General features: G+C 69.6%; 21 protein-coding genes. 9 read left to right on the top strand and 12 right to left on the bottom strand.

Annotation, left to right across the window (positions count from 1 at the left end; translation table 11 throughout):
• Window positions 1-546: 546 nt before the first annotated feature.
• Window positions 547-1902, bottom strand: a complete 1356-nt coding sequence (locus tag A7B18_RS04430) for an acyl-CoA dehydrogenase family protein (protein WP_102125478.1) — start codon at window positions 1900-1902, stop codon at window positions 547-549.
• A gap of 114 nt (window positions 1903-2016) precedes the next feature.
• Here A7B18_RS04430 and A7B18_RS04425 point away from each other — a divergent pair, with 114 nt between their 5' ends.
• Window positions 2017-2523 carry a hypothetical protein gene (locus A7B18_RS04425; protein ID WP_102125477.1) on the top strand — a complete coding sequence of 169 codons (507 nt, stop codon included), beginning with the start codon at window positions 2017-2019 and terminating at the stop codon, window positions 2521-2523.
• A 76-nt stretch (window positions 2524-2599) separates the two neighbouring features.
• On the opposite strand, the gene A7B18_RS04420 is transcribed toward A7B18_RS04425, so the two are convergent.
• Window positions 2600-4099: a class-III pyridoxal-phosphate-dependent aminotransferase gene (locus A7B18_RS04420; protein ID WP_102125476.1), complete on the bottom strand. Its 1500-nt coding sequence runs from the start codon at window positions 4097-4099 to the stop codon at window positions 2600-2602.
• Window positions 4100-4184: 85 nt separating this feature from the next.
• The gene (locus A7B18_RS04415; RefSeq protein ID WP_102125475.1) at window positions 4185-4802 is read right to left on the bottom strand and encodes an NUDIX hydrolase; all 618 of its coding nucleotides are present in this window, start codon (window positions 4800-4802) and stop codon (window positions 4185-4187) included.
• 24 nt (window positions 4803-4826) lie between these two features.
• Here A7B18_RS04415 and A7B18_RS04410 point away from each other — a divergent pair, with 24 nt between their 5' ends.
• The 6 genes from A7B18_RS04410 (at window position 4827) to A7B18_RS04385 (ending at window position 11565) form a co-directional block, all read left to right on the top strand.
• Window positions 4827-5618: a fumarylacetoacetate hydrolase family protein gene (locus A7B18_RS04410; RefSeq protein ID WP_102125474.1), complete on the top strand. Its 792-nt coding sequence runs from the start codon at window positions 4827-4829 to the stop codon at window positions 5616-5618.
• Window positions 5619-5686: 68 nt separating this feature from the next.
• Complete coding sequence (locus A7B18_RS04405; RefSeq protein WP_102125473.1) at window positions 5687-6961, top strand: S41 family peptidase; 1275 nt, start codon at window positions 5687-5689, stop codon at window positions 6959-6961.
• 242 nt (window positions 6962-7203) lie between these two features.
• Window positions 7204-9444 carry an ATP-dependent Clp protease ATP-binding subunit gene (locus A7B18_RS04400; RefSeq protein ID WP_102125472.1) on the top strand — a complete coding sequence of 747 codons (2241 nt, stop codon included), beginning with the start codon at window positions 7204-7206 and terminating at the stop codon, window positions 9442-9444.
• A 151-nt stretch (window positions 9445-9595) separates the two neighbouring features.
• The gene (locus A7B18_RS04395) at window positions 9596-9889 is read left to right on the top strand and encodes a DUF2087 domain-containing protein (protein WP_102125492.1); all 294 of its coding nucleotides are present in this window, start codon (window positions 9596-9598) and stop codon (window positions 9887-9889) included.
• The gene (gene radA, locus A7B18_RS04390) at window positions 9882-11231 is read left to right on the top strand and encodes a DNA repair protein RadA (RefSeq protein WP_102125471.1); all 1350 of its coding nucleotides are present in this window, start codon (window positions 9882-9884) and stop codon (window positions 11229-11231) included. Before A7B18_RS04395 ends, radA begins: the two co-directional genes overlap by 8 nt.
• Window positions 11232-11322: 91 nt before the next feature.
• Complete coding sequence (locus A7B18_RS04385; RefSeq protein ID WP_102125470.1) at window positions 11323-11565, top strand: WGxxGxxG family protein; 243 nt, start codon at window positions 11323-11325, stop codon at window positions 11563-11565.
• A gap of 58 nt (window positions 11566-11623) precedes the next feature.
• On the opposite strand, the gene A7B18_RS04380 is transcribed toward A7B18_RS04385, so the two are convergent.
• The 9 genes from A7B18_RS04380 to glnA form a co-directional block, all read right to left on the bottom strand.
• Window positions 11624-12109, bottom strand: a complete 486-nt coding sequence (locus A7B18_RS04380) for a GNAT family N-acetyltransferase (RefSeq protein WP_102125469.1) — start codon at window positions 12107-12109, stop codon at window positions 11624-11626.
• Window positions 12110-12204: 95 nt separating this feature from the next.
• Window positions 12205-14763: an ATP-dependent chaperone ClpB gene (gene clpB / locus A7B18_RS04375; RefSeq protein ID WP_102125468.1), complete on the bottom strand. Its 2559-nt coding sequence runs from the start codon at window positions 14761-14763 to the stop codon at window positions 12205-12207.
• Between the two features lie 94 nt (window positions 14764-14857).
• Window positions 14858-15871: a lipocalin family protein gene (locus A7B18_RS04370; RefSeq protein ID WP_102125467.1), complete on the bottom strand. Its 1014-nt coding sequence runs from the start codon at window positions 15869-15871 to the stop codon at window positions 14858-14860.
• Between the two features lie 107 nt (window positions 15872-15978).
• Entirely contained in the window at window positions 15979-16725 is a 747-nt protein-coding gene (locus A7B18_RS04365) for an ABC transporter ATP-binding protein (protein ID WP_102125491.1), read from the bottom strand.
• A gap of 7 nt (window positions 16726-16732) precedes the next feature.
• The gene (locus A7B18_RS04360; protein WP_102125466.1) at window positions 16733-17536 is read right to left on the bottom strand and encodes an ABC transporter ATP-binding protein; all 804 of its coding nucleotides are present in this window, start codon (window positions 17534-17536) and stop codon (window positions 16733-16735) included.
• Complete coding sequence (locus A7B18_RS04355) at window positions 17533-19173, bottom strand: branched-chain amino acid ABC transporter permease (protein WP_102125465.1); 1641 nt, start codon at window positions 19171-19173, stop codon at window positions 17533-17535. Before A7B18_RS04355 ends, A7B18_RS04360 begins: the two co-directional genes overlap by 4 nt.
• Window positions 19170-20183 (bottom strand): branched-chain amino acid ABC transporter permease, encoded by a 1014-nt coding sequence (locus tag A7B18_RS04350; RefSeq protein ID WP_102125464.1) that lies wholly within the window; start codon window positions 20181-20183, stop codon window positions 19170-19172. Before A7B18_RS04350 ends, A7B18_RS04355 begins: the two co-directional genes overlap by 4 nt.
• A 177-nt stretch (window positions 20184-20360) precedes the next feature.
• Entirely contained in the window at window positions 20361-21515 is a 1155-nt protein-coding gene (locus tag A7B18_RS04345; RefSeq protein WP_102125463.1) for a branched-chain amino acid ABC transporter substrate-binding protein, read from the bottom strand.
• Window positions 21516-21741: 226 nt separating this feature from the next.
• Window positions 21742-23112 (bottom strand): type I glutamate--ammonia ligase, encoded by a 1371-nt coding sequence (gene glnA, locus A7B18_RS04340; protein WP_102125462.1) that lies wholly within the window; start codon window positions 23110-23112, stop codon window positions 21742-21744.
• Window positions 23113-23449: 337 nt separating this feature from the next.
• Between glnA and A7B18_RS04335 the strand changes: the two genes are divergently transcribed.
• Together A7B18_RS04335 and A7B18_RS04330 are read left to right on the top strand one after the other, a co-directional pair.
• Window positions 23450-25609 (top strand): glutamine synthetase III family protein, encoded by a 2160-nt coding sequence (locus tag A7B18_RS04335; protein ID WP_102125461.1) that lies wholly within the window; start codon window positions 23450-23452, stop codon window positions 25607-25609.
• A 170-nt stretch (window positions 25610-25779) separates the two neighbouring features.
• Window positions 25780-26583 carry an AAC(3) family N-acetyltransferase gene (locus tag A7B18_RS04330; RefSeq protein ID WP_102125460.1) on the top strand — a complete coding sequence of 268 codons (804 nt, stop codon included), beginning with the start codon at window positions 25780-25782 and terminating at the stop codon, window positions 26581-26583.
• Window positions 26584-26602: the final 19 nt, after the last annotated feature.

Here is a 26602-nt window from a genome sequence, read left to right as displayed (position 1 = left end):
AGCCCAGGGCGAGGATGGTCAGGGTGGTGACGAAGCCGAGCACCAGCCCGGCGAAGATGCCGGGCCAGGACAGGCGGTGCGACAGGCGGTCGGTGTTCAGGGTCATGCGCTTCTCCTTCGGGTGCCGCTGAATGTGGCTTGCGCGGCGGCACGCCCCGCCCCCGGAGGGCTGACAGGCTTCGGGACCTACCCTAAACGCTCCCCACCCCTCCCGGGCAAGACTGTTGCTTAATTCACAGCTCACGCCGTCGGCGGGCTGTTTTCGTGGGGGAGTGACCCCACCCCACCGGACCCGGGTCTGGTGTGCGCGGTTCAACGCTGTCCCGGGGCAACTCTCCGACCCGCAGGAACCCGCCGAACGAACGCGGCACATCCCTCTGGGGCACGCCCTGAGGAACTCGGGCGCCTCACGGTGGACCTCTTCTGCGGATGAACACGGGGTTCATGAGCAGGACTCCCCTCGACATCGGCGGGGAGCAGGGGGCATCCCCAGGGGGGAGGGCGGCGGGGCAGTCTCCACCCCGCCGCCCTCCCCCCTAGTTCCCCTCAGACGAACGCGCTGAAGCCCGTGATGGCCCGGCCCACCACGAGGGTGTTGATCTCGTTCGTGCCCTCGTAGGAGTAGATCGCCTCGGTATCGGTGAAGTGCTTGGCGACCCCGTTGTCGAGCAGGATGCCGTTGCCGCCGAAGGTCTCGCGCGCCAGGGCCACCGTCTCGCGGCAGCGGGCTGCCGTGATCACCTTCGCCAGCGCCGCGTGCTCGTCGCGCATGGTGCCCGCGTCCGCCATGTCGGAAAGACGCAAGACGAGCGAGAGCGAGGTCGTGACGTTGGCCAGCATGTGGACGAGGTGGTTTTGGATGAGCTGAAAGTTGCCGATGGGCTTGCCGAACTGCTCGCGCGTCTGGGCGTACTTCAGCGCCAGTTCGTACGCCCCCGCCGCGCAGCCCACCGCCTGCCACGCCACGCCCGCGCGGGTGAGCCGCAGCACCTCGGCGGTCGTCCGCCACCCGCGCACCTCCTGAAGACGGTCGGAGTCGGGCACCCGGCACTCCGTCAAGGTGATGTGCCCGTTCTCCACGATCCGCAGGGCGATCTTGCCCTGAATCTTGCGGACCTCGTAGCCCGGCGTGCCCGCCCGCACGATGAAGCCGCGCACCTCCTCCGTGTCCACGTCGCGCGCCCAGACCACCGTGAAGTCGCTGAAGGTCGAGTTGCCGATCCAGTACTTCTCGCCGCTCAGGACCCAGCCGTCCCCGTCGCGGCGGCAGGTCGTGTGCATCCCCTGGCTGACCTGCGAGCCGCCCTCGGGCTCGGTCAGGCCGAAGGCGCCGATGACCTCCAGGTCGAGCATCTTCGGAAGCCACTCCGCCTTCTGCTCGGGCGAGCCGCCCAGCGCGATGGAGGCGAACGCCAGCCCCGCGTGGACGCCGAAGAACACGGCGGTCGACACGTCCACCTTGCAGGCCTCGTAGGTGAACAGGCCCTCGATCACCGTCGCGTCGGGCTTGCGGGTGCCGTCCTCGTTCCAGATCAGGCGGGGCAGGCCCAGGCGCCGCAGCTCGGGGAGGATCTGCCGCGGAAATTCGTCGCGGCTCCAGTACTCGTTCATGAGAGGCGCGACCGTCCCCCGCATGAACGAGCGCACCGCCATCTGCACCTCCTTCTGCGCGTCCGTCAACTCGTCGAGCTGGCCGTAGAAGTCGGCGTTCGGCTCGGGCAGGGCGGGCGCCTTGCGGTCACCGACCGCCAGCGTCCGGGAGAGCTGCTTGAGCTGCCCGTCGCTCATGCGCGAGGCCGCGCCGATCAGGGCGGGGAGGTCCACCCGCTCGCTCAGGCGCCCGAGTGCGTCCATGTCGATCTGGCCGAGCAGGGCCGCCGGGTTGTTGGGCTGGGTCGTCATGCCTCTTTGTACCCGGTCCAGATCGTCGGGACTGCGAGGGCTCACCCAAGGGCCGTTCACCCAATGTTCAGCGTTGGCGGCGCCTCCTCTGCCCCCCTCCTCTAGCATGGGGACGTGACCCTCCGGCCCACCCGTCCCCTCCCCGCGCGCCCCGCCGGGTACGTGGAACTCGCGCGCTACTCCAGCCTGAGCCGCTTCTGGTCGTACCTGGGCGCCGCGCAGCGCGCCGGGCGCGAGGTCACGCCGACGCGCGGCGACCCGCCCGAGCTGTGCCGCCGCCGCGTCACCGGCTACACGTTGCCCGGCGCGGCCCTCTTCCTCGACACGGCGCGCGTCGAGGGGCATCTGGAGGACGGCTTCGAGACCCACCCGGCCCTCCTCGCCTTCCTGAGCGGCGACCCGGGGCCCCTGCGCGCCGAGCTGAACGCCCACTACGAACTGCGGGTGAACTTCGTCCTCGCCTTCACCGCCGGGCGCGACCTGATCGCCAAACCCGACTTCCGCTTCGCCTCCATCGTGCCCGGCCTGAGCACCCTGCCCACGGGGCTGCCCCTCCAGGCCCGCCGCCTGGGCCGCGACGAGGTGCATCTGCTCGTGCAGCGGGGGTGCGGGCTGGCCTGACGGCAGGGAGTGGGAAGTGGCGAGGGGTCAGTGGGTCGTGTCCGTTTTTCACTCCCACGGATTCCTCCTCACCCTCCTACCCGTCGCTCTCCGTCCGCTTCTTCGGCTTGCTCGCGGCGAACTTCGCCAGCCGGGCGGTCAGGGCAGGCGGCGTGTTGGTCAGGATGTGGCGGGAGGCGGGGTTGCGACCCGCGAAGGTCTCCACCCGGTCGAGCATCCTCACGAAGAGGTCTTCGGGGATATCGAGGGCCGGGGTCAGGCGCACCGTGCGCTTGGAGGAGAGGCTGAGGTTCGCCATCACCCCGGCGTGGTGCATCTCCCGCAGGGCGAGGATGGCCGTTGCCTCGAAGACGAGTTCCTTGAGGACGCCGGGGAGCGGCACGCCCACCATCGGTTTGAACTGCATGGCGAGGAGCATCCCCTGGCCGCGCACGTCCTCGAAGAGACGGGGAAAGCGGGTCTGGAGGGTCCGCAGCCGCTCCAATCCCACGGCGCCGAGCCGCAGGCTGCGGGCGGGGAGGTCCTGCTCGACGAGGTATTCGAGCGACCGCAGCCCCACCGCCATCGCCAGCGCGTTGCCGCCGAAGGTGTTCGAGTGCCGCTTGCTGCTCAGGCCGCCGAGCATCTTCTTGTAGATGGGGTGGCGCACGATGGTCGCCCCCACCGCCGTCATCCCGCCGCCGAGCGGCTTGGCGAGCGTCACGATGTCGGGGTCGAGCCCCTGCGCCGCCGACTCGAACCAGTGGCCGGTGCGGCCCAGCCCGGTCTGAATCTCGTCCGCGATGACCACGATGCCGTGGCGGCGGCAGACTTCGCCCACCCCGGCGAGGAAGCCCGGCGGCGGGATGTTCACCCCACCCTCGCCCTGGATCGGCTCGACGACCACCGCGACCACGTTCTGCGGCCCCAGCCGCCGGATCAGGGTGGCGAGCGCGCTTACGTCCCCGTACGGGCTCGTCAGGGCGCCCGGAATCAGGGGCCGGAACACGTCCTGATACTCCGGGTTGGGGGTCAGGCTCAGGCTCCCGAGCGTCTTGCCGTGGTAGGCGCTCGAAAAGGAGATGTAGAACTTCCCCCTGGGCCGCCACGCCTTGGCGAACTTCAGCGCCCCCTCGATGGCCTCCGTGCCGCTGGAGCAGAAGAAGACCTGCGAGTCGGCGTGAGAGGGCAACTCGCGGGCCAAGAGGCGCACGAGATTCGTCTGGAGGGCCGCGCGCCACGGGCTGCTCGCCTGCTGGGGGAGGGTCTGCGCCCGGTTCTTCTCCGTGAATTCGCGGATGAACGAGGTGAGCACCGGGGGCATGTCCCCAAACGGGACCGCCGCGTAGCCCGAAGCGTTGATCCGCCGCACGCCGTCCCCGTCCTCCAGCTCCCAGGGGCTGACCCGGTAGTAGGGCCCCGCGAGCCCGAGGAGGTTCAGGCCGAAGAGCAATTCCTCGTTGCCGTAGCGGGTGTCGAGCCCCCTGGCCTGCTCGGGGCTGAACTTCTCGTCCAGCACGTCCTGGGCGCGGATAAAGCCTGGGGGGAGGAGGCTGGTCGCCGGGCGGTCCGCTTCTCCGCTATGCGTCACTGGCATCCCGGTCACCGGGCGACTCGCTCCTGGGCTGCTCGTCATCGCGGCAGTCTAGCCCCCCGCGCCCGGGCGGGGGTTTGCCGGGGCCTCAATCCACGTCCACGCCGAGGTCGGGGTGCCGCGCGAGGTGCACGGCCCGGCGCACCTGCCCCGGGAGGTTGCGGTTTTCACTCAGGGGCGGGAGGTTCTCGGGGTCGAACCAGCCGCTCTCCAGCGTCTCGATGTTCTCGGGATGAGGAGAGTCGCGGGTGAGTTCGCACAGCACGTTGAGCTGGTACACCGCCCACAGCTCCGGCGGGTGCCCGTGCTGGCTCTTGTCCACCACGCTCAGCAGCCGGACCGCCCGCACCGTGCGCCCCGTCTCCTCCCGGACCTCGCGCACGGCCATCTGGCGCGGGCTCTCGCCGGGGTCGGCCCACCCGCCCGGCAGGCTCCAGCGCCCGTCCTCGCGCTCGCGGGCCAGCAGCACCTCGCCCGATTCGTTGAGCACCACGGCCCGCACCTCCACCTTGGGGGTGAGGTAGCCCTTCTCGACGCGCAGCAGTCCGTGGACTTCTTCCGGCGCCTGCCCCGTTCCTTCCGTGAGCAGCTCGGCGGTCAGGGCGAGCAGCCGCTCGAAGCGTTCCCGGTCGTAGGGATCGCGGGTGTAGGTCAGGCCCGCCTGGGCGATGGATTGGAGTTCGCGGAGTTGGGCGAGGGTCGGCACCGCCCGAGCGTATATCCTCCCCCCATGCGTCTGGTCAGAATCGAGCGTCGGGGCGCCTCACAGTGGGGCCAGGTCGAGGGAGACACCATTCACCTCACGCGCGGCATGGGCGGCGAGCGGACGGGGGAGACGGTGCCGCTGGAGGGGACCCAGCTCCTCGCCCCCGCCGAGCCCACCAAGCTCGTGTGCGTGGGGCGCAACTACCTCGACCACATCCGCGAGCTGGGCAACCTGCTCCCCGACAACTCCCTGCCGACCGAGCCCGGCATCTTCCTCAAGGGGCCGAACGCGCTCGCCGAGCCGGGCGGAACGGTGGAGTATCCCGGGTGGACGCAGAATTTCCACTTCGAGGGCGAACTTGCCCTGGTGATCGGCCAGCGGGCCCGCCACCTCAAGCCCGACGCGGCCCTGTCCGCCGTGCTGGGCTACACCTGCGGCCTCGACCTCACCGCCCGCGACCTCCAGAAGACCGACCTGCAATGGTTCCGCGCCAAGGCCGCCGACCGCTTCTGCCCGCTCGGCCCCTGGATCGAGACGGACCTCGACCCCACCGACCTGCGCGTCGTGACCCGCGTGAACGGGGAAACTCGCCAGGACGGGCGGACCAGCCACATGATTTTCGACGTAGTGCAGATCCTGACCTACGTGACCCGCTTCGTCACCCTGGAGCCCGGCGACGTGGTGCTCACCGGCACACCCGAGGGCGTCGGCCCGCTGCAAAGGGGCGATACGGTCGAGGTCGAGGTCGAGGGGGTCGGCACGCTGGTCACGCACATCGGGGGCGAGGGTCAGAGACCCGTCCACACCGGGGGCTGAGGGGGAGGGGCGGTGACCCCCACCCTGCGCCACGGTTACTCACTCTGGTGCCGCGCTAGCCTGGGAACGTGCCCACACGCCGCCGCGCCTGTGCCCTCGCGCTCCTGACCGCCCTCACGGCGGGGGCGAGTCCCGCTTCTGACCTGTTCGACGCCGCCACCCGCACCGTGCAGACGCGCTACTTCGGCTGGTCCACCGTGGACCGCCAGCAACTCGGGGCGAAGTACGGCGCCGTCCTCGCCGAGAAGTGCGCGCCCCAGGGCGACGCCTGCGACTACGCGACGGGCCGGGCGGTCCTCGGGGACCTCTTCAAGGAACTCGGCGACGACCACACCAACATCCGCGACGCCGAGGGCGCCGAGCGCATCGCAGAAGTGACCTTCAACCGGGCCGTGAACCGCACGGGCGTGCGCGTGGTGCGGGTCAGGGGCGGCCTGCTCGTCACCTCCGTCATGCCGGACAGCCCCGCCGCGCGGGCGGACGTGCGGAGATTCGACCTCCTGACGACCGTGAATGGCGAGGCCGCCGGGAAGGACGCGGAGGACCAGAACCTCGCGGTCGGCCCCACCGAGTTCGTGCGGCTGGAGCGGGCGGGCTCGCCCCTGCGGGTGACCGTGCGCCGCGCAGGGAGCGCCGAACGTGAGGTCACGCTCCCCACCGAGAAGTTGCTCGCCCGCGACGCCCCCACCCTCGCCTGGGCCGGGCCGGACGGCAAGACCGCCGTGATCCAGTATCCCACCTTTCTGTCCTTGGACTCCTCCGAACTCTTCCTGGCCCGCCTCGCCGAGGCGCAGGCGCGCGGCGCGCGGGCCGTCGTCGTGGACGTGCGGTACAACGGCGGCGGCGCCCTGGGCGAGTGCGTGGCCGCCGCGAGCACCTTCGGGCCGGTGCTGTACAAGACCCGCTGGCAGGGCGGCTCCTACACCTACGGCGGCCTGCGCGGCGAGGAGGTGCTGCCCTTCCTCGCCCGCGCAGCGAGGCCCGACTGGAATCTGTGGCCGGGGCCGCTCGCCGTCCTCGTCGGGCCGAACACGGCCTCGTGCGCGGAGGTCTTCACCCACTACGCGCGGCAGGCCGGGGCCATCGTGGTGGGTGAGAAGACGCGCGGGGTGGGCAACAGCGGCGTGGTCTTCCAGCCCATGCCCGACGGCGGGGTGCTCGCCGTGACCGTGTTGCGGGCCTACAGCGACCGGGACCAGCCCCTGCCCGCCTTCATCACGCCCGACGTCTCTGCCCCCACCGACATCGGGGTTCTCAGCAACGAGGGCCGCGACACCACCCTGGAGGCGGCGCTGACGGCCCTGGGCGCGCTGGCGAGGGGGGCGCGGGCGCGGCGGGGTTGATGTGCCGGGGGGCGGGGGCTGCATGAACGCAGGGTTGAGCCCCGTGAAGCCTGCGCGAGGTCCCCGTCAGCCCGGGCGCGCTAGCCTGAGGTTCGGGTGTCCCGGTGGGGGAGAAGGTGAGATTCGACGCCTGCCCGGCGGGGGAGCGCCCTTAGACTAGAATCAGTGCCAGACCATGACCCGCTTTCGCCCCGCGCCGTGCCGTTCTGGGCCGTGCGGCCCGCCCGACAGAGGGGGAGCCTATGAACCGATACGATGACCGCGCCCGCCTCGTGTCCCACTCCGCCCGTGAGGAAGGCAACCGCCTCGGGCACGCGATGGTCGGCCCCGAACACCTCCTCCTCGGCCTGATGCGCGAAGGCGGCACCGCCGCCACCATCCTCAGCGAATTCGGCGCTTCCCTCGACGGCCTGCGCCGCCGCGTCGAGGAGATCATCGGTCGCGGCGAGGGCAGCCGCCTCAACGACGCCCCCTCCATCACTCCCCGCGCCCGCCGGGTGATGGAACTGGCGAGCGCCGAGGCCCGTTCCCTCGGCGCCCAAGTCACCTCCACCGAGCACATCCTCCTGGGCATCATCCGGGAAGGGGACGGGGTGGCCTTCCGCATCCTCCAGGAACTCACCAAGGACGTGGACACGATCCGCTGGCGGGTGCTCGCCCAGGGCGAGGGTCACGGGAGCGGCAAGCCCGCCAAGCCCGTCGCCACCCCCTTCCTCGACGAGTACGGGCGCGACCTGACCAAGCAGGCCCGCGAGGGCAAACTCGACCCGGTGATCGGGCGTAGCGAGGAAATCCGGCGCGTCACCCAGATCCTCACCCGCCGCACGAAGAACAACCCCGTGCTGATCGGCGACCCCGGCGTGGGCAAGACCGCCATCGTGGAGGGGCTCGCGCTCGCCATCCACGAGAAGCGCACGCCGCCCAACCTGCACGACGTGCGGCTGGTCAGCCTCGACCTCTCGGGCGTCGTCGCGGGCACGAAGTACCGGGGCGAGTTCGAGGAGCGGCTGCGCCAGATCATCGAGGAACTCCGTAACGCCAAGGTGATGGCCTTCATCGACGAGCTGCACACCCTCGTCGGGGCGGGCGGCGCGGAGGGGACCCTCGACGCCGCGAACATCCTCAAGCCCGCCCTCTCTCGCGGTGAGATTCAGGTCATCGGCGCGACGACCACGGGCGAGTACCACCGCTACATCGAGAAGGACGCCGCCCTGGAGCGCCGCTTCCAGCCGGTGATCGTGCTGGAGCCCAGCCCCGCCGAGACATTGCAAATCCTGCGGGGCCTGCGTCACCGCTACGAGGAGCACCACGGGGTCCAGATTCCCGACCAGGCGCTCGAACTCGCGGTGCGCATCGGCGAGCGCAGCCTGCCGGGTCGCAACTTTCCCGACAAGGCCATCGACCTGATCGACGAGGCGGCGAGCCGGGTCCGGTTGAACATGAGCGTGGGCCTCCCCATCACCGAGACCGAGGACGGCGAGCCGATGGTCGCCCGCGAGGACATCGAGAGCGTGATCAACTCGATGGGGGGCGTCTACTCCGAGGAGTCGGCGGCCCAGCTCAGCGACCTCGAAGACCAGCTCACCGACCAGGTGTACGGGCAGCCGGAAGCGATCAAAGCGCTCTCCAGCGCCCTGCGGCGGGCCCGGGTCGGTTTGGGTGGACGCACCCGCGTCTCGGCCAGCTTCCTCTTCGTGGGCCCCAGCGGCGTGGGCAAGACGCACCTCGCGCGGGCACTCTCGCGCACCCTCTTCGGCTCGGAGCGGTCGCTGATCCGGGTGGACATGAGCGAGTTCCAGGAGTCGCATTCGATCTCCAAACTGATCGGGTCCCCTCCCGGGTACGTGGGCTACGAGCAGGGCGGGCGCCTGACGGAAGCCGTGCGCCGCCAGCCCTTCTCGGTGATCTTGCTCGACGAGATCGAGAAGGCGCACCCCGACATCTACAACACCTTCCTCCAGGTGCTCGACGACGGTCGGCTGACCGACGGCCTGGGCCGCACGGTGGACTTCCGCCGCACGATCATCATCATGACGAGCAACACGGGCTTCAACGTCAACCCCACAGTTGGCTTCTCGCCCGTGACGCCCGACAACAACGCGCCGCTGCGGCACATCTTCACGCCCGAATTCCTCGACCGCCTCGACGACGTGATCCGCTTCCGTCCCCTTGGCGAGGACGAACTCGTGCGGGTGGCCCAGCAACTCCTCGGCGAGATGCGGGAGGAACTCGCCAGCCGCGAGCTGACGGTCACCTTCGACCCCGCCATCGCCGCGTGGCTGGTGAGCAAACTCAAGTCCCGCAGCCCCAAGCACGCGGTCGGGTCAAGCCGCCAGCTCCGCACCCTGGTCCGCGAGGAGATCGAGGACCCGCTGGCGCTCGAACTCATCGGCAACGCGGGCGAGGAACTTCGCGTGGTGCTGGGTCAGGAAGGCGTTCAGTTCGAGCGCGGGACGACGGCGCCGCCTCAGATTCTGGCGTGAGGCGGATGGCCGAAGGCTGAAAGCGGAAGGTTCAAGAGAGGACGGAGGCTCCAGCGCGGGTCTCCGCCCGCTTTTTGCCCTTCGCCATCTGCCTTCTCCCTTCCGCATCCCGGCACGTTGCCCCCGTCGCCAAGCCGCTACCATGCCCTCCATGACCAAGAGCATCGCCGCCTTTCAGGACGACTATGGCCGCATCACCGGCTGGCCCTCCGACCGCCGCCGCGCGCACCAACTGGCGATCCTCGACCACCTGACGGGCCTGTTCGAGCCGGGTCGGCGCTACCCGGAAGCCGAGGTCCAGGCCCTGTTGCGGGATCACAGCACGATGGACGATGTGGGCGTTCTGCTCACCGAACTCGTGGACGGCGACTATCTGGCGACAGACGGCGGCACGTACTGGCGCGCGGACGCCCGACCCGTGGGCGGGGTGGAGGCCGATGGCTAAAGTCACCACCCGCTACGTCTGCACGAGCTGCGGCTACCAGTCGGCCAAGCCCCTGGGACGCTGCCCCAACTGCCAGGCGTGGAACTCCTTCGAGGAGGAGGTGCCGGTGGCCGCCGTCGGCAAGGCCAGAACGGGCGGCCTGGGCGGATACGGCGGCGTCACGGGCGGCAAGCTCACCCCTCTCTCCACCGTCGGGCGGCGCGAGGAACCCCGCCTTCCCAGCGGGATTCCCGAACTCGACCGCGTGCTTGGCGGCGGGCTGGTCGCGGGCGGCGTCACCTTGATCGGCGGCGAGCCCGGCATCGGCAAGAGCACGCTGCTCCTTCAGGTCGCCGATAGGCTCGCCGTGAACGGACAGACCGTCCTCTACGTCGCGGGCGAGGAGTCGCTGGAGCAGATTCGCCTACGCGCCGACCGCCTGGGCGTGAAGGGCGACATCCACCTCACCCGCGACACGCGGGCCGAGCACGTCGCCGCCCTGATGGCCGAGCACAAACCCGCCCTGTGCATCGTCGATTCGATCCAGACGGTGACGGTGGAGGGGGACGGCACCCCCGGCGGCATCGCCCAGGTGCGCGAGGGAACGGCCCTGCTCACCCGCGCCGCCAAGGAGACGGGCACCGCGACCGTCCTCGTCGGCCACGTCACCAAGGAGGGCACGGTCGCCGGGCCGAAGGTGATGGAGCACATCGTGGACACGACCGTCTTTCTGGAGACGGTGGGCGCCTTCCGCCTGCTCCGCTCCGTGAAAAACCGCTTCGGCCAGGCCGGGGAACTCGGCGTCTTCGAGATGCGCGGGGAAGGGCTCGTTGCCGTCGAGAACCCGTCCGCGGCCTTCCTCGCCGAGCGGCCCGTCGGGGTGCCAGGCTCAGTCGTCGCCGCGACCATAGACGGGCAGCGGCCCATGCTCCTCGAAGTGCAGGCCCTTGCCGCCAAGACGCCCTATCCCAACCCGCGCCGGGTGGTCGTCGGCCTCGATCCCCGGCGGGTGGACGTGGTGCTCGCCGTGCTGGAGCGTCGCCTCGACCTCACCCTGGGCGGTCTCGACGTGTACGTGAACCTGGCGGGCGGCCTGAAGGTGGCCGACCCCGGCCTCGACCTCGCCGTCGCTCTGGCGGTGTACTCGGCGGTCGTGGGCCGCGCCCTCCCCGGCAACGTCGCCGTCTTCGGGGAAGTCGGCCTCGCGGGCGAGGTGCGCTCCACCCAGGGTTCGCTCCGCCGCGCCGAGGAGGCCAGGCGGGCCGGATACCGCGACCTGATCGTCCCCCCCGGGCTGGAGGGCCGCGAGGGCGTCCGCAGCGTGGAGGAGGCGGTCGGGCTGGTTTGGAAGGCGACGGCTTGAGGCGTCTCCCTGACGTGTTGATAAGGTTTGGTCAAGGAAACGTGCGTTCTCTGCAATCCTTACGGGCGTGTCTTGGGTCACACTGGCTCTCATGAAGAACTTCACGCTGAAAGCCGTGGCCCTGTCCGCCGTTCTCGCCCTCCCCATGACCGCCCTCGCCCAGACGGACACGACCACCACCGACACGGCGACCACGACGGATACCGCCACGACCGGGACCACAAACACCACGACCACGACCAATAACCAGGGGACCGACTGGGGCTGGCTGGGCCTCGCCGGACTGATCGGCCTCGCGGGTCTGGCGGGCCGCAACGCCAACAACCGCCGCTGAGCCGACGAGCAGCAAGCCGCCGCCCGGGTGTGGGTGGCGGCTTTCTTTGGTTGGATGGTCAGGGGGCCGTGCGGGTCGCCTGCACCCCCAGCGGCAGCCCATAGCACAGGCTGTTCTCGATCCCCACGTAGTACCCGTAGTTCGGAATGCGGGTAAAGCCTGCCGACTCGTAGAGGTGCAGCGCCTCCGCCTGCAAGTCCCCCGTCTCCAGCACCAGCCGCGCATATCCCTGTTCCCGCCCCCGCTCGATCAACGCCGCGAGAATCTGGCGACCCAGGCCCCGCCCCCTCGCCCCCGGCACCGTGTACATGCGCTTGACCTCCGCCGTGTCCGGTTCGGTGCGCTTCAAGGCCCCGCAGGCGAGCAGCGCCCCATCCTCCTCCACCGCCAGAAGGACGCACCCTTCCCCGGAGAGGGTCGTGGGGTCGAAGGGCTCCGTGCGCTCGTCGGTGTCGTTGTACAGCGCCCGCAACTCGCGTTGCTGGGCGTTCATCAGGTCGATGACGCGCTGATCGGTGGGCGGAACGTCGATGAGGACGGGCATGGGGAACGGTAACACGCACAGACTTTCCCAAGACAAGAGGCCGCCCCCCACGCTCGGGCAGCGGCTCTCTTTGTCCTGCGGACGGCTGACCGCCCCTAGTTCAGCACTCCCGTGTCGAACCGGAACCGCGACCCGTCGTGGTCCACCACCAGCGTGCTGTTGTCGTGGACGTGCCCTTGCAGGATCTCGCGGGCGAGCGGCGTCTCGATCTCGCGGGCGATGGCGCGCTTGAGGGGCCGGGCGCCGAAGGCCGGGTCGTACCCGATGCGGGCGAGGTGGTCCTTGGCGGCGTCGGTGAGGTGCAGGGTGACCCGTCGCTCGGCGAGCCTCCTGCGCAGGCCCCCCATCTGGATGTCCACGATCTTGTGCAGGTCGGCTGGGGTCAGCGCGTCGAAGACGATGATGTCGTCGATGCGGTTGAGGAACTCAGGTCGGAAGCTCGATTGCAAGACGCCGAGCACCTGGTCGCGGATGCTCTCGGCGCTGTCACCGCGCGCCTGCGCCTCCAGAATCAGCGGCGAGCCGATGTTGCTCGTCAGGATGATCAGGGTGTTGCGGAAGTCCACCGTGCGGCCCTGACCGTCCGTCAGGCGCCCGTCGTCGAGCACTTGCAGCAGCACGTTAAACACGTCGGGGTGCGCCTTCTCGATCTCGTCGAGCAGGATCACCGCGTAGGGGCGACGGCGCACGGCCTCGGTGAGCTGGCCGCCCTCCTCGTAGCCGACGTATCCGGGAGGGGCCCCGATGAGGCGGGCGACGGTGTGCTTCTCCATGTACTCGCTCATGTCGAGGCGGACCATCGCGTCCGGGGAATCGAACAGGAACTCGGCCAGAGCCTTGGCAAGCTCGGTCTTACCTACCCCCGTCGGCCCCAGGAACATGAAGGAGCCCAGCGGACGGTTGGGGTCGTTCAGGCCCGCCCGGGCACGGCGAATCGCGTCGGACACGCTGACGATGGCGCGGTCCTGCCCGATCACCCGCCCGTGCAGTTGCTCTTCCAGCCGCAGCAGCTTCTCGCGCTCGCCCTCCATCAGCTTGGAGACCGGGATGCCCGTCCAGCGGCTGACGACGGCGGCGACATCCTCTTCCGTCACTTCGAGGTGGGCGAACTCGGCGCCCCGGAGCTTGCGCTCCAGCTCCTGCACCTCGCGCTCAAGCTGCGGCAGCTTGCCGTACTCCAGCTCGGCGGCCCGGGCGAGGTCGTACTCGCGGCGCGCCTTCTCGATGTCGGTGCGGACCTGATCGAGCGCCTCGCGCTTCTCGCGGAGCACCTGGACCTCACCTCGCTCGGCCTCCCAGCGCCCCCGCACCTCGGCGAGGTCGTCGGTGACGGCCTTCAGCGTCTCCTCCAGGTCGAGGAGGCGGTTTTGCGAGTCCTGGTCCTTCTCGCGCCTCAATGCCTCGCGCTCGATCTCCAGTTGCAGCTTGCGGCGTTCGAGCTGGTCGATCCGCTCGGGGCTCGACTCCAGCGCCATCCGCAGCCGCGCCGCCGACTCGTCGATGAGGTCGATGGCCTTGTCGGGAAGCTGGCGGTCGCTGATGTAGCGGTGCGAGAGCTGCGCGGCGGCCACCAGCGCGGGGTCGGTGATCTCCACGTTGTGGTGGACCTGGTACCGCTCCTTGATCCCGCGCAGGATCGAGATGGTGTCCTCCACGCTGGGCTCGTCCACGAAGACGGGCTGGAAGCGCCGCTCCAGGGCCGGGTCCTTCTCGACCTCGCGGTACTCGTCGAGGGTGGTCGCGCCGATCAGGTGCAGCTCACCGCGGGCGAGGGCGGGCTTGAGCATGTTGCCCGCGTCGGGGCTGCCTTCGGTCTTGCCCGCGCCGACGATGGTGTGAATCTCGTCCACGAAGAGGATGACCTCGCCCTGGGAGCCCACGACCTCGTCGATCACGCCCTTGAGGCGCTCCTCGAACTCGCCGCGGAACTTGGCCCCCGCGAGCAGGCTGCCCATCTCCAGCGAGACGATGCGCTTATTTCTAAGGCCCTCGGGCACGTCGCCCTTCACGATGCGGCTGGCGAGACCCTCCGCGATGGCGGTCTTGCCCACGCCGGGCTCGCCGATCAGCACGGGGTTGTTCTTGGTCCGCCGCAGCAGAATCTGCATCGCGCGGCGAATCTCCTCGTCGCGCCCGATCACGGGGTCGAGCTTGCCGTCACGCGCCCGCTGGGTCAGGTCGGTCCCATACTTGTTGAGCGCGTCGAACTGCGATTCGGCAGACTTCGTGGTCACGGTCTTTCCTTTCCGGGCATCAGTGACGGCCTGGCGAAGCGCGGCTTCGGCGGGCAGGCCCTGGCCCCGGTACTCCCCCCGCAGCGCGAGCAGCAGCGTGTCGGCGGCGACGAAGCTGTCGCCGAACTCCCCCGCGACGCCCTCCGCCTTCTGGAACGCGCGGCTCAGCGCCGGGTCGAGGTACAGGCTGTCCCCGCCCCCCTGCACGCGCGGAAGCTTGGCGAGTTCGCCGTCGAGCGCGGTGCGGAGCGTGGCAAGGTCGCCCCCCGCGGCGGTGATCGCCCGGGCGGCGGTGTCGTTGTCGGTCAGGGTGCGCAACACGTGCGCGACGGTCAGGTTCTGTTGATGGTTGGACTGTGCGAGTCCCTGCGCGGCGGCAATCGCCTGCGTGGCAGCCTCGGTGAAACGTTCGGGATTCAAGGGGACCTCCTCAAGTGCCTCCATTTTGCAACTTGAGTGAGGTCATGTCAAGTTTGTGGAGTCTTAAAAAGGGTGAAGAATGTCCCGCTCGGGCTCAGCGGCCCGACGGCACGAAGCGCCCGCCCTCCTCGCGCCGCAGGAGGCCGCCGACGAACTCGCCCATGCCCTCGGCGGTGATGGGCTGCCCGGCCAGCGTGCCCGTGCCCCGCACCGGCCCCTCCCAGTAGGCGACGGAGGTGTTCCTGGAGAGGAGTTCCTGCTCGTCGCGCACGGCGTTCAGGGTCAGCGTGAGGTCCCCGGCCTGCACCTCCCAGTCCAGCACGTAGTCGCGCCCGCTGGGGCTGCGGTAGACCCGGCCCGGCGTCATGACCACGTTCGGCACCTCGCGCGCCACGCCCTGCGCGTCCACCCGCGAGGCGGCGACCTGCACGACCTGCCCCTCGTTGTTGCGCACCCGGTAGAGCATCAGGTCCGAGCCGTCGGAGAGGTGGAGGCCGAACCAGTCCCACCGCGCCTGCGCGCCCGGCTGCTGGTCGCCCCACTGGTGGTCGAGCCACACCAGCCCGCGCGCCTCCCGCGTCTCGCCGCCGGGCAGGGCCACCGTGCCCTTCACGTCCAGGCGGGTGATGCTCTGGTAGTACAGCCGCCCCACCTCGGGGGTACCCGAGTACCCCGGCGGGTGGACCACCGGCCCCTTGAGCGGCGTGAGGGTAAGGTTCAGCGGCCCGGCCTGAAGCTGGTAATTCTGCCCATCCTGCACCAGCCGCCAGCCGCCCTGCTCCACCCGCAGCGGGGGAAAGCCGAAGCGGGTGCGCTGCGCCTCGTTCTCGAGGAAATTGAGTTTCCCCGTTCGCAGGTCGGTGACCGCCACGTGCCCCGCGTGGTAGGGAATGCCCCGGTAGTTCACCTTGAACTGCGCCCAGTGGAAGGCCAGCCCCGACTCCGGCAGGTAGCCCGACACGTACCACCACTCGGTCGCCGCGTTCCGGGCCCCCAGGTCGGCGGGGTCGGGCAGGCGGTTGGGGTCGAAGGCCTGCGGGGCCGGAAGGCAGGACGTGAAGAGCGAGGCGGAGACGAGGGCCGCCGCACCGAGGCTCAGGAGGCGCATGGCTGAACCTACCGAATCCCGCCGCGCGGCTCGGTAGGCGGTCGTACGGACCCGGCACAGGGAAGGGGCCGCCCCACACCGGAAGCGGCCCCCTCGCCCTCTTTCCTTTACTCGTCGCCCAGGTACGCCTTGCGGACGCTCTCGTCGCGCGCGATCTCGGCGGCGGGGCCGCTGAGACGAATCTCGCCGGTCTGGAGTACGTAGGCCCGGTGCGCCACGCCGAGCGCCATGCTCGCGTTCTGCTCCACGAGCAGGATCGTCGTGCCGCGCTCCTTGTTCAGCCGCTCCACGATGTCGAAGATCGCCTCCACGAAGAGGGGCGAGAGGCCCATGCTGGGCTCGTCGAGGAGCAGCAACTTCGGATTGACCATCAGCGCGCGCGCAATCGCCAGCATCTGCTGCTCGCCGCCCGACATCGTGCCGCCGAGCTGGTTCTCGCGCTCCTTGAGTCGGGGGAAGAGCGCGAAGCCCTCCTGGATGCGGTCCTCAATCACCTTCCGGTCGGTGATCGTGTACGCCCCGACCTCCAGGTTCTCGCGCACGGAAAGCTGCGGAAAGATGCGGCGCCCTTCGGGTACATGGCTCATCCCGCGCCCCATGATCGTGTGTGGGGGCAGACCGTTCACGTTCTGGCCCTGGTACACCACGTTGCCGACCTTGGGCTTCATCATGCCGCTGACCGTCCGCAGGGTGGTCGTCTTGCCCGCCCCGTTGCCGCCGATCAGAGCGACGATCTCGCCCTCGCCCACCGTCAGGTCCAGCCCCTTGAGGGCGTGGATGTGGCCGTAGTACGTGTGAATCCCCCGCAGCTCCAGCAGGGGGGTCCCCACCGCCTGTGTCCTCTCACCCAGCATCTGCGTCTCAGGCACGCGGCCCCGCCTCCTTCCCGTACTCGCCCGCCGCCGCGCCGCGGCCCAGGTACGCCTCCATCACGCGCGGGTCGTTGCGAACCTGGTGCGGGAGCCCCTCGCTGATCTTCGTGCCGTAGTCGAGCACGGTGATGTGCTCGGATAAGGTCATCACCAGCCGCATGTCGTGCTCGATGAGGACCACCGTCACCCCCAGCTCGTCGCGGATGCGGCGGATCAGGGCCTTGAGGTCTTCGGTCTCGCGCGGGTTCATGCCCGCCGCGGGCTCGTCGAGGAGCACCAGCTTGGGCGTGGTCGCCAGCGCCCGGGCGATCTCCAGCTTGCGCTGGTCGCCGTAGGGCAGGTTGGTCGCCAGCTCCCGCCGCCAGCGGCCCAGCCCCACGAAGTCGAGCATCACCCGCGCCACCTCGCGCGCCTCGTCCTCGCTGCTGTGGAAGCGGCGGGTGCGCAGCACGGCGTCCACGAAGCCTGCCCGCAGGCGGGTGTGCCGCCCCACCATGATGTTCTCCTCGGCGCTCATGGTGGAAAAGAGCCGGATATTCTGGAAGGTGCGCGCGATTCCGGCGCTCACCACCTGGTCGGGCCGCAGGCCGATCAGCTCCTGCCCGTCCAGGCGGATGGTGCCCCGGTCCGGGCTGTAGATGCTCGTCACGAGGTTGAAGAAGGTGGTCTTTCCGGCCCCGTTCGGCCCGATGATGCTCACGATGCCCTCGCGGGGCACCTCCAGGGTCACGTCGTTGACGGCGGTCAGGCCGCCGAAGGTCTTCGTGACCCCCTGCACTTCGAGGATGTTCATGGCTTGCCTCTCCCCGTGGTGCCCGCCGACTCGTCTTCCTTCCGGGTGGCGTACCCCGGGCTGAACACGTCTCCGCCGCCCGCCGTCAGGGCCGGGCCCGCGCCCTGGGCGCTGTCGTCCTCCTGGTTGTCGTCGTGGTGGAGTTCGAGCACCCGGCGGCGGCTGGGCAAGAGCCCCTCGGGCCGCAGGAGCATGATCGTCACCAGGATGATGCCGAACACCAGCCGCTGAAGCTGCCCCGGGTTCACCTGCTGGGGAATCCACGGCACGTTCGCGGTCGCCTCGCCCAGCCCCGGCAGGATGCGCAAGTTGAGCAGCGTGACCACCGCCGCGCCCAGGATCACGCCCGGGAAAGAGCCCATCCCGCCCAGGATCACCATGCTCAGCACGCCGATGCTCTGGAAGATGTTGAAGCTCTCCGGGCTCACGAAGGTCTGCTTGGCCGCGAAGATCATCCCCATCACCCCGGCGAACGAGGCCCCCGTGGCGAAGGCGATCAGCTTCGTCTGCACCAGCGGCACGCCCATCGCCTGCGCGGCCACCTCGTCGTCGCGGATGGCGATCCAGGCCCGCCCGATCCGCGAGCGGTCGAGCCGCACGTTCACGAGCAAGATCACCGCGATCAGGATGAGCACGAGCACGTACAAGAAGAGCAGGTAATACTGGTCGGGCTGGAAGCCCAGCGCCCCCGCCAGCCGGTCGAACCACGGCACCGACGCGCTCCTGATCGGCGTGATGCCCTGCGACCCCGCCGAGTACAGGTCGAGGTTGTTCGCCAGCACCCGGATCACCTCGCCGAGCCCCAGCGTGATGATGGCGAGGTAGTCGCCCTTGAGCCGCAGCACCGGCAGGCCGATAAGTACCCCCACCACGGCGGCGGCGAGGACGCTCAGCGCGAGGAAGAGCCAGAAGAAGCTGGGGTGGATGCCCGTCGCCAGCCCCGCGGCGGCCCCCGCGTTCAGCACAAGCAGCGCCCGCCCGGTCAGGATCAGCCCCGCGATCAGCCCGAAACTCGCCAGCCCGAAACTCCACGAGGACGCCCGGGTGGGCCGCACGGTGCGGCGCCGGATGTAGATCATGCTCGCCGCCGTGATCGCCGTCAGGAAGAGCCCCAGCGCGAGCGTCAGCTCGTTCGTCCCGCCCGGATTCTCGCCGTAGTACCGCAGGATCTCCGCAAACCGCGGGCTGGCGAAGATGCCCCAGACGTAGGCACCCACCGCGAAAAAGGCCACGTACCCCAGGTCGAGCAGTCCCGCGAGCCCCACCACGATGTTCAGCCCCAGCGCGAGCGCCGCGAAGATCATGATCTGGATGCTCAGGTCGAGCAGCGAGGTGTCCTCCTGCCCCGCCCACGGCAGCACGAGCAGGAGGCTCCCCAGCCCCACGAGCGCCTTGGCCCAGGGCGCCGCGCGCCACAGGTATGCGAAGAGCACGTTGGCGAGAAAGAGCGAGACCACGACCGCCTCGACGATGGGGTTGCGCAGCACGGCCCCGAGGGCCCCCAACCGCTCCAGCAGCGGGCCGTTGTGCGACAGCAGCAGCAGGGCGCTCGTCGCCAGGAACGTCAGGACGAGCAAGACGGTCCGGTCGGGCAGCGGACGGGCGCGGCGGGAGAGGGCTGGACCCGCCGCCGTCATACCTTCTCCACGTTGCTCTTGCCGAGTAGGCCGGTGGGCTTGAAGATCAAGATGAGCACGAGCACGATAAACGCCCCGATCCGCTGGTAGGAGGCGTCGATGGCCTCCAGGTTGGCGATCCCCAGCAACTGCCCGAAGATGTTCGTCACCCCGATCAGGTTCTGGATCACCCCGAGCACCAGCCCGCCGAGCACCGCCCCCGGAATCGAGCCGATTCCCCCCAGCACGGCGGCGGTGAAGGCGATGATCCCGGGGTCGAAGCCCGAGTAGGCGTTCACGGTGCCGAACTTGATGCCGAAGAGCACCCCGGAGATGCCGCCCAGAGCGCCCCCGATCAGGAAGGTCGCGCTGATCATGCGGTTGGCGTCGATGCCCATCAGCCCGGCGGTCACCCGGTCTTGCGCGACGGCGCGAATCGCCTTGCCCAGCCGCGTGCGGTTCACGAGGTAGTTCAGCACCGCCAGGCTCAGCAGCGCGACCACGATCAATATCACGTCCTTGAGCTGGAGGTCGATGCCCACCGTCCGCAGCACGTTCCCCAGCCCCGCGCACGAACTCCCTTCCGCGCAGAAGCGGCCACTGAACCCGGCGGGCAGCGTGTACGTCAGGTCGAATCTCCCCTGGAAGCCCTCGATGATCCGCAGCACGTCTTGCAAGATCAAGGAGACGCCGATGGCGGTGATCAGCGGCACGAGCTTGGGGGCGTTCCTGAGCGGGCGGTAGGCCAGGCGCTCGATGAGGACGTTGAGCAGCCCCGACACGATCATCGCGGCGACGAGCGCGATCAGGAGCTTGAGGTACCCGTTCATGGGGTTGGGGGCGAGGACCCGGAAGACCTCGAAGCCGACGACCGCGCCGGTGACGAACACTTCCGAGTGGGCGAAGTTGATCAGTTGCAGCACGCCGTAGACCATCGTGTACCCGAGCGCGATGATCGCGTACACGAAGCCCAGCACGAGGCCGCCCGCGATCACGTTCACGACGAAGGGCAGCAGGGTGGCGAGGTCCAAAATGGGTCTCCTCTCGGTGACGGTCCCCGCAGAGGTCGGGGTGGAGATGCGGTCTTTCGGGGTCGGAACGGAACCGGGGCGGGGAGGGGGAGGGCGCCCGCGCCTCCGCCCCCCACCATAGCGAAGGGGCCGAGCGTCATGCCCGGCCCTGGGGAGATGTCCCGGCGGCCCCTGCGGTTACTGCTTGGTGGGACGGACGGGCACGCTGGTGGCGAGCTTGTACTTGCCGCCCTCCACGTTCATCACGTACAGGGTCGCGGCGCGGCGGTCGCCGACGCTGTTGAAGCTCACGTTGCCCGAGAGCAGACCCGTGAAGTTGCCCCGGCGAATCGCGGTCTCCACCTGCTGACGGGTGGGGGCCTTGTTGCCGTTCGCCCGCGCGGCGGCCAGGATGCCCTGGAGCGCCACCTTGGCGGCGTCGTACCCGAAGGCGCCGAAGCCCTGCGCGGTGTCGTTGAAGGTCTTCTGGTAGTTCGCGGCGAAGGTCCGCGCGGCGGGCAGCGCCTCGATGGGGGCCGCCACCGTCGTGAAGTAGATGTTGTTCGCCCCCGCCCCGGCGATGGTCGCCAGTTCAGAGCTGTCCAGGCCGTCCCCGCCGACCACGGGCGTGGTGACCCCGGCCTCGCGGAGCTGCTTGATGAACACGCCCACCTGGTTGTAGATGCCGCCGAAGTAGATCGCGTCGGGGCGCTGGAGCCGGATCTTGGCGACGATGCTCGAAAAGTCGCTCTTCTCCTCGGTGCCCTCGTTGCCCACGACCTGCACGTTCTTGGCCTTGAGGGCCTTTTCGACCTCGCGCGCCAGGCCCTCGCCGTAGGCCGTCTTGTCGTTGAGGATGTAGACCTTGCCCGCCTTCAGCGTCCCGGTGATGAAGTTCGCGCCCGCCGGACCCTGCGCGTCGTCGCGCGCCACGATGCGGTTCATGTTGCTCAGGCCGCGGTCGGTGACCTGGTTGGCGGTGTTCGCCGGGCTCACCAGCGCCACCCGGCTGGGTTGCAGGGCCGCGCTCGACGGAATCGCCACGCCCGAGTTCAGGGTGCCCACCACCGCCAGAATCGAGCGGTCGGAGGCGATCTTGCGCGCCTGCGAGGTGCCCGTCGCCGGGTCGGCCTGGTCGTCGTACGCGATGAGCTGGAGGTTCAGCCCCAGGCGCTGGAACTGCGGGCGGTACTCGTTCACGGCGAGCTGCGCGCCGTTGCGAATCTGGGTGCCGAGGTCGCTCTGCCCGCCCGAGAGGGGCGAGAGGGTGGCGAGCTTGATCGTGGTCTGGGCGCTCGCGCCCCCCAGGGCCAGCGCGGCGAGAACGGAAAGGCTCAGGGCGGTTTTCTTCATGAATCCTCCGAAAAAGAGAGCGCCTTCGCGCCGTTGTTGAGATTGCCACAATTCTAGGGACGCCTTTAAGCGAAGTCAACGCGGGGCTCATGAGAAAGGGTCCCCCGGAACTGATTCCACTGCGGCCCGGCGAAAGGATATTGCGGCGAAGAGGGGTTGTGGGCAACGGGGAAGGCCCCGTGCTCCACCCACCCGTCTCCCGGAGTCCCCCCGCCGGGGGGGTGCCTCAGATCAGGTCGAGGTAGCGCTCCAGCTCCCAGGCGTGGACGGCGGCGGAGTATTCGCGCCACTCCGCCCGCTTGGCGGCGACGAAATGGTCGAGGACGTGTTCGCCGAGTGCCCCGGCGATCACCGGGTCCTTTTCGAGTTCGTCCACCGCCTCGCGCAGGTCGGTGGGCAGCTCGCGGATGCGGTGGTGCCTTTTCTCCCGCACGGTCATCCGGAAGATGTTGCGCCCGATGGCGGGCGGCGGCTCCAGCCCCTCCCGGATACCGTCGAGCCCCGCCGCGAGCATCGCCGCCAGGGCCAGGTAAGGGTTACACGAGGGGTCGGGCATCCGCACCTCCGCACGGGTGGAGGGGCCCCGCTTGGCCGGAATGCGGATCAGGGCCGAGCGGTTGCTCGTGCTCCACGCGACGTTGACGGGCGCCTCGTATCCCGGCACCAGCCGCTTGTAACTGTTCACGAGGGGGTTCGTGATCGCCGCCATGCCCCCCGCGTGTTCGAGCAGCCCGGCGATGAAGTGCCGCGCGGTGGCCGAGAGGCCGTGCTCCCCATCGGGGTCCGCGAAGGCGTTCTTGCCGTCCTTGAAGAGGCTGAGGTGGCAGTGCATCCCCGAGCCGTTCACGCCGGGCAGCGGCTTGGGCAGGAAGCTGGCGAGCAGCCCGTACTCCAGCGCCACCCGCTTGACCACGAACTTGAAGGTGGCGATGCGGTCGGCGGTCTCCAGCGCGGGCGCGTAGCGGAAGTCGATCTCGTGCTGCCCGGGCGCGACCTCGTGGTGCGAGGCCTCGATCTCGAAGCCCATCTGCACGAGGAGGCCCGCGATCTCGCGCCGGATGCGCTCGCCCTTGTCCACCGGCGCGAGATCGAAGTACCCCGCCTTGTCGTGGGTGACCGTGCTGCCCCGCCCGCCTTCGCCCCGCTCGAAGAGGAAGAACTCCGGCTCGGTCCCCACGAACATCTCGAAGCCCAGCTCCGCCGCCCGCGCGACCTGCCGCCCCAGCACCTGCCGGGGGTCGCCCTCGAAGGGCGTGCCGTCCGGCAGCGTCACGTCGCAGATCAGCCGGGCGACCCGTCCCCGCCCCTCCTCCTCGCGCGAGAACGGCGGGTAGATCAGGAAGGTGGAGAGGTCGGGCCGCAGCAGCATGTCGCTCTCCTCGACCCGGGTGAAGCCCTCGACCGCGCTGCCGTCGAAGGTCACGTCCCCGGCGAGGGCCTTCTCGAACTGCGAGCCGGGCACCTCCACGTTCTTCGTGGTGCCCAGGATGTCGGTGAATTGCAGGCGCAGAAACCCCACGTTCTGCGCGCTCAGGGCGGCGAGGATGTCCTGCGGGGTGCGGGGGGGCGGGCTCTGGGCGTCGGGCGTGGGCGTCATCTCGTGGCGGGCCTCCGTGTGCCCCTGACCGTAGCGGGCGGGCGGGGGAGAACGCAAGGGTCGGGTGGGCTCAGTCAGCCGCTCTCCCCGTTTCACAGGGTGTTCGCGTATTCCTGTCACGGTGTGCCGTTCTGACCCGCCAAAGTGCAGGCTCGACCGGAAGTTGGCCCTGTTCCCCACTCTGTCCCTGCAACTTGTCCAGCCCCACGTTGACCGTGCATTTGGCACGCTCCTATACTCCGGGGCAGAGTCCGGCTGAGCCGGGGGGGGGTGCGGGGAAGGGATGCCGCCGCGCCGCGCCCCCGCGAGGAGGCCGAGGCCACAGGGAGAGGAAACGATGAACCACGACTTCGATGTGATTTCCGCCGCCCGCAACTGGCGCGTCGAGGCCTCCCCGGCCTTTTTGCCCAACCACGTCGTGGACGAGCTGTTCGCCCGGGACGTGCTGACCTTGGAACAGCTCAGGGCCCGCCTCAGCAAGCCCATCTACAAGAGCCTCCAGGCCACCCTGGAGCGCGGCGAGACCCTCGACCCCGGCATCGCCGACACCGTGGCGCTCGCCATGAAGAATTGGGCGATGGAAAAGGGCGCCACCCACTACACCCACTGGTTCCAGCCCCTCACGGGCGCCACCGCCGAGAAGCACGACTCCTTCGTCTCGCCCGCCGGGGACGGGCAGGCCATCGCGGTCTTCAGCGGCAAGGAACTCATTCAGGCCGAGCCCGACGCCTCCTCCTTCCCCTCGGGCGGGCTCAGGGCCACCTTCGAGGCGCGCGGCTACACCGCCTGGGACCCGAGTAGCCCCGCCTTCATCATGCGGCACGCAAACGGCGCGACCCTGTGCATCCCCACCGCCTTCGCCTCGTGGACGGGCGAGGCCCTCGACAACAAGACGCCGCTGCTCAGATCGACCGAGGCGCTGAACAAGGCCGTCACGCCCGCCCTGCGCCTCTTCGGAGCGTCGGAGGGGACCCGGGTGGGCAGCACCCTGGGCGCGGAGCAGGAATACTTCCTGATCGCCGAGGAGTACTACTTCCGCCGCCCCGACCTGGTGATGACGGGCCGCACCCTCTTCGGCGCGCAGCCGCCGCGCGGGCAGGAACTCGAGGACCACTACTTCGGCGCGATTCCCGACCGGGTGCTGAGCTTCATGACGGACGCGGAGACGCAGCTCTACGCGCTGGGCATCCCGGTCAAGACCCGCCACAACGAGGTCGCGCCCGGCCAGTTCGAGATCGCCCCGATCTTCGAGCAGAGCAACGTGGCCGCCGATCATCAGCAGCTCATCATGCAAGTGCTCCGGAACACGGCCCGCAAGTACGGCCTGGTCGCTCTCCTGCACGAGAAACCCTTTGTGGGCGTGAACGGCTCGGGCAAGCACTGCAACTGGAGCATGAGCACGAACGCGGGCGAGAACCTGCTCGAACCCGGCGACACCCCGCACGAGAACCTCCAGTTCCTGTTCTTCTGCTCGGCGGTGATCAAGGCGGTGGACGAGCACCAGGACCTGCTGCGCATCTCGGTGGCCTCGGCGAGCAACGACCACCGCCTCGGGGCGAACGAGGCGCCTCCCGCGATCCTCTCGATCTTCCTGGGCACGGAGTTGACTGACATCTTCGACCGGCTGGCGAGCGGTGAGAAAGGGCGCGGCGCGGAGGCCGGGCTTCTCGGCCTGGGGTCGAGCGTGCTGCCGCCCCTCCCGCGCCACGCCGGGGACCGCAACCGAACCAGCCCCTTCGCCTTCACGGGAAACAAGTTCGAGTTCCGCGCGGCGGGAAGCAGCCAGAGCATCTCCATGCCGATCACGGTGCTGAACACCATCGTGGCGGACGCGGTGCAGAGCCTCACGGCGGAGCTGGAGGCGCGGCTCACCCGGGGCGAGGACCTGGGCGGGGCGGTCGGCGAGATCGTGCGGGACACGTACACCCGGCACAAGCGCATCGTCTTCAACGGCGACGGCTATTCCGAGGAGTGGCACCGCGAGGCCGAACAGGGGCGCGGCCTCCTGAACCTCCGCACCAGCCTCGACGCCATCGAGCACCTCGTTGACGAGAAGAACGCGCGGCTTTTCGAGAAGTTCGGCGTCCTGTCGGGGCGTGAACTCGCGGCCCGCCAGGAGATCATGTACGACCAGTACTTCAAGACGGTGAACATCGAGGGCGAGACCACCGAGTACGTCGCCCAGACGATGATCCTGCCCGCCGCCGCCGGGTACCTGGGCGACCTGGGCGCGGTGAGGACCCCCAGCCGCGCGCTCGACGCCACCGCCGGCGAGGTCGCCGGGCTTACCGACGAGCTGTACGACGCCCTCCAGACCCTGCGCGAGCAAAACAGGGCCCTGGGCGGCGACCACATCCACGAGAAGGCCCATCACGTCCGCGACCACGTGCTGCCCGCGATGATTCAGGTGCGCCGGGCCGCCGACAAGCTGGAAAAGGTCGTGGCCGACAAGCACTGGCCGCTGCCGACGTACCGGCAGATGCTGTTCGTGAAGTGAGCTCCCACGGCGGTGACCGGATCAGTTGCGGGTTATGGCCGCAACTGATCCGGTCTGGGCAAAGCGAGAAACCGCCAGCGAACAGGAGGGGAGCCGTCCGGGCGTGGGCGGCTTTTTCTCTGTGTGTTCCTGGCCGGGTGCCGTGAGCGGACGGCTGATAAGCTGTCTCTGTGCTGAACCTGCTGCGCAAGCCGCCCGTGACGCCCGCCGAACTCGACGAGGGGCTGGGAGCGCTGGGGCTCGACGGCTCGCAGCACGTCATCGTCCACGCGAGCCTGAAGTCCTTCGGGCAGATGGAGGGCGGGGCGCGGGCGGTGGTGGACACGCTCGCCGCCCGCACGGCGACGGTGGTGGCTCCCGCCTTCACGTACACCACGCTGCTGCGCCACCCTGGCTCGCCCGTCCACGCCCGCTTCCACCGCGACTCGCGGGTGAGCCGCGACATCGGGCGGGTGCCGCAGGAAATGGTAGAGCGCGCGGCGGCGGTGCGCAGCTTCCACCCCACCCTCAGCTTCGTCGCGCTCGGCGAGGAGGCGCGGGCCATCACGGGCGTGCAGACGCTCGAAAGCCCCTACGAGCCCATCGGCGCCCTGTACGACCTCGGCGGGTACGCCCTGCTGATGGGCGTGGACTTCGGCAGCAACACCACGGTCCACTACGGGGAGCACGTCGCCGGGATGCCGCTGCTCACCCGCTACGTGCCCGTGGACGGGCAGGTGCTGCCCACCGCCTTCCCCAACTGCTCGGCGGACTTCGAGCGGATGACCCCCTACGTCCGTGCCCGCTCCGCGCGGGTCGGGGGCTCCACGCTGCGGCTTTACCGGGTGCGCGACCTCGTGGACGCCACCGTGAGCGCCCTGACCCGCGACCCCGAACTCCTGCTGTGCACCGCCCCCGGCTGCCGCTGCCAGGAGGTCCGGCGGATGGTGCGGCAACGGGGTCTGACCCCGCGGCCCCACGCGCCCGTGCGCTGAGCCGAGAGGGCGTCTTTCC

This window comes from Deinococcus planocerae (assembly GCF_002869765.1).
Lineage (GTDB): Bacteria > Deinococcota > Deinococci > Deinococcales > Deinococcaceae > Deinococcus > Deinococcus planocerae.
Note: the sequence above shows the minus strand (reverse complement) of the source record. Positions and strands in the feature narration are given on the sequence as shown.

What these genes read in the sequence shown, in the direction of transcription:
- A7B18_RS04430 (WP_102125478.1), bottom strand. Translation starts at nt 1,902, where the DNA reads ATGACGACCCAGCCCAACAACCCGGCGGCCCTGCTCGGCCAGATCGAC.
- A7B18_RS04420 (WP_102125476.1), bottom strand. Translation starts at nt 4,099, where the DNA reads ATGCCAGTGACGCATAGCGGAGAAGCGGACCGCCCGGCGACCAGCCTC.
- A7B18_RS04410 (WP_102125474.1), top strand. Translation starts at nt 4,827, where the DNA reads ATGCGTCTGGTCAGAATCGAGCGTCGGGGCGCCTCACAGTGGGGCCAG.
- A7B18_RS04400 (WP_102125472.1), top strand. Translation starts at nt 7,204, where the DNA reads ATGAACCGATACGATGACCGCGCCCGCCTCGTGTCCCACTCCGCCCGT.
- A7B18_RS04395 (WP_102125492.1), top strand. Translation starts at nt 9,596, where the DNA reads ATGACCAAGAGCATCGCCGCCTTTCAGGACGACTATGGCCGCATCACC.
- radA (WP_102125471.1), top strand. Translation starts at nt 9,882, where the DNA reads ATGGCTAAAGTCACCACCCGCTACGTCTGCACGAGCTGCGGCTACCAG.
- A7B18_RS04385 (WP_102125470.1), top strand. Translation starts at nt 11,323, where the DNA reads ATGAAGAACTTCACGCTGAAAGCCGTGGCCCTGTCCGCCGTTCTCGCC.
- A7B18_RS04380 (WP_102125469.1), bottom strand. Translation starts at nt 12,109, where the DNA reads ATGCCCGTCCTCATCGACGTTCCGCCCACCGATCAGCGCGTCATCGAC.
- A7B18_RS04370 (WP_102125467.1), bottom strand. Translation starts at nt 15,871, where the DNA reads ATGCGCCTCCTGAGCCTCGGTGCGGCGGCCCTCGTCTCCGCCTCGCTC.
- A7B18_RS04365 (WP_102125491.1), bottom strand. Translation starts at nt 16,725, where the DNA reads ATGCTGGGTGAGAGGACACAGGCGGTGGGGACCCCCCTGCTGGAGCTG.
- A7B18_RS04360 (WP_102125466.1), bottom strand. Translation starts at nt 17,536, where the DNA reads ATGAACATCCTCGAAGTGCAGGGGGTCACGAAGACCTTCGGCGGCCTG.
- A7B18_RS04355 (WP_102125465.1), bottom strand. Translation starts at nt 19,173, where the DNA reads ATGACGGCGGCGGGTCCAGCCCTCTCCCGCCGCGCCCGTCCGCTGCCC.
- A7B18_RS04345 (WP_102125463.1), bottom strand. Translation starts at nt 21,515, where the DNA reads ATGAAGAAAACCGCCCTGAGCCTTTCCGTTCTCGCCGCGCTGGCCCTG.
- glnA (WP_102125462.1), bottom strand. Translation starts at nt 23,112, where the DNA reads ATGACGCCCACGCCCGACGCCCAGAGCCCGCCCCCCCGCACCCCGCAG.
- A7B18_RS04335 (WP_102125461.1), top strand. Translation starts at nt 23,450, where the DNA reads ATGAACCACGACTTCGATGTGATTTCCGCCGCCCGCAACTGGCGCGTC.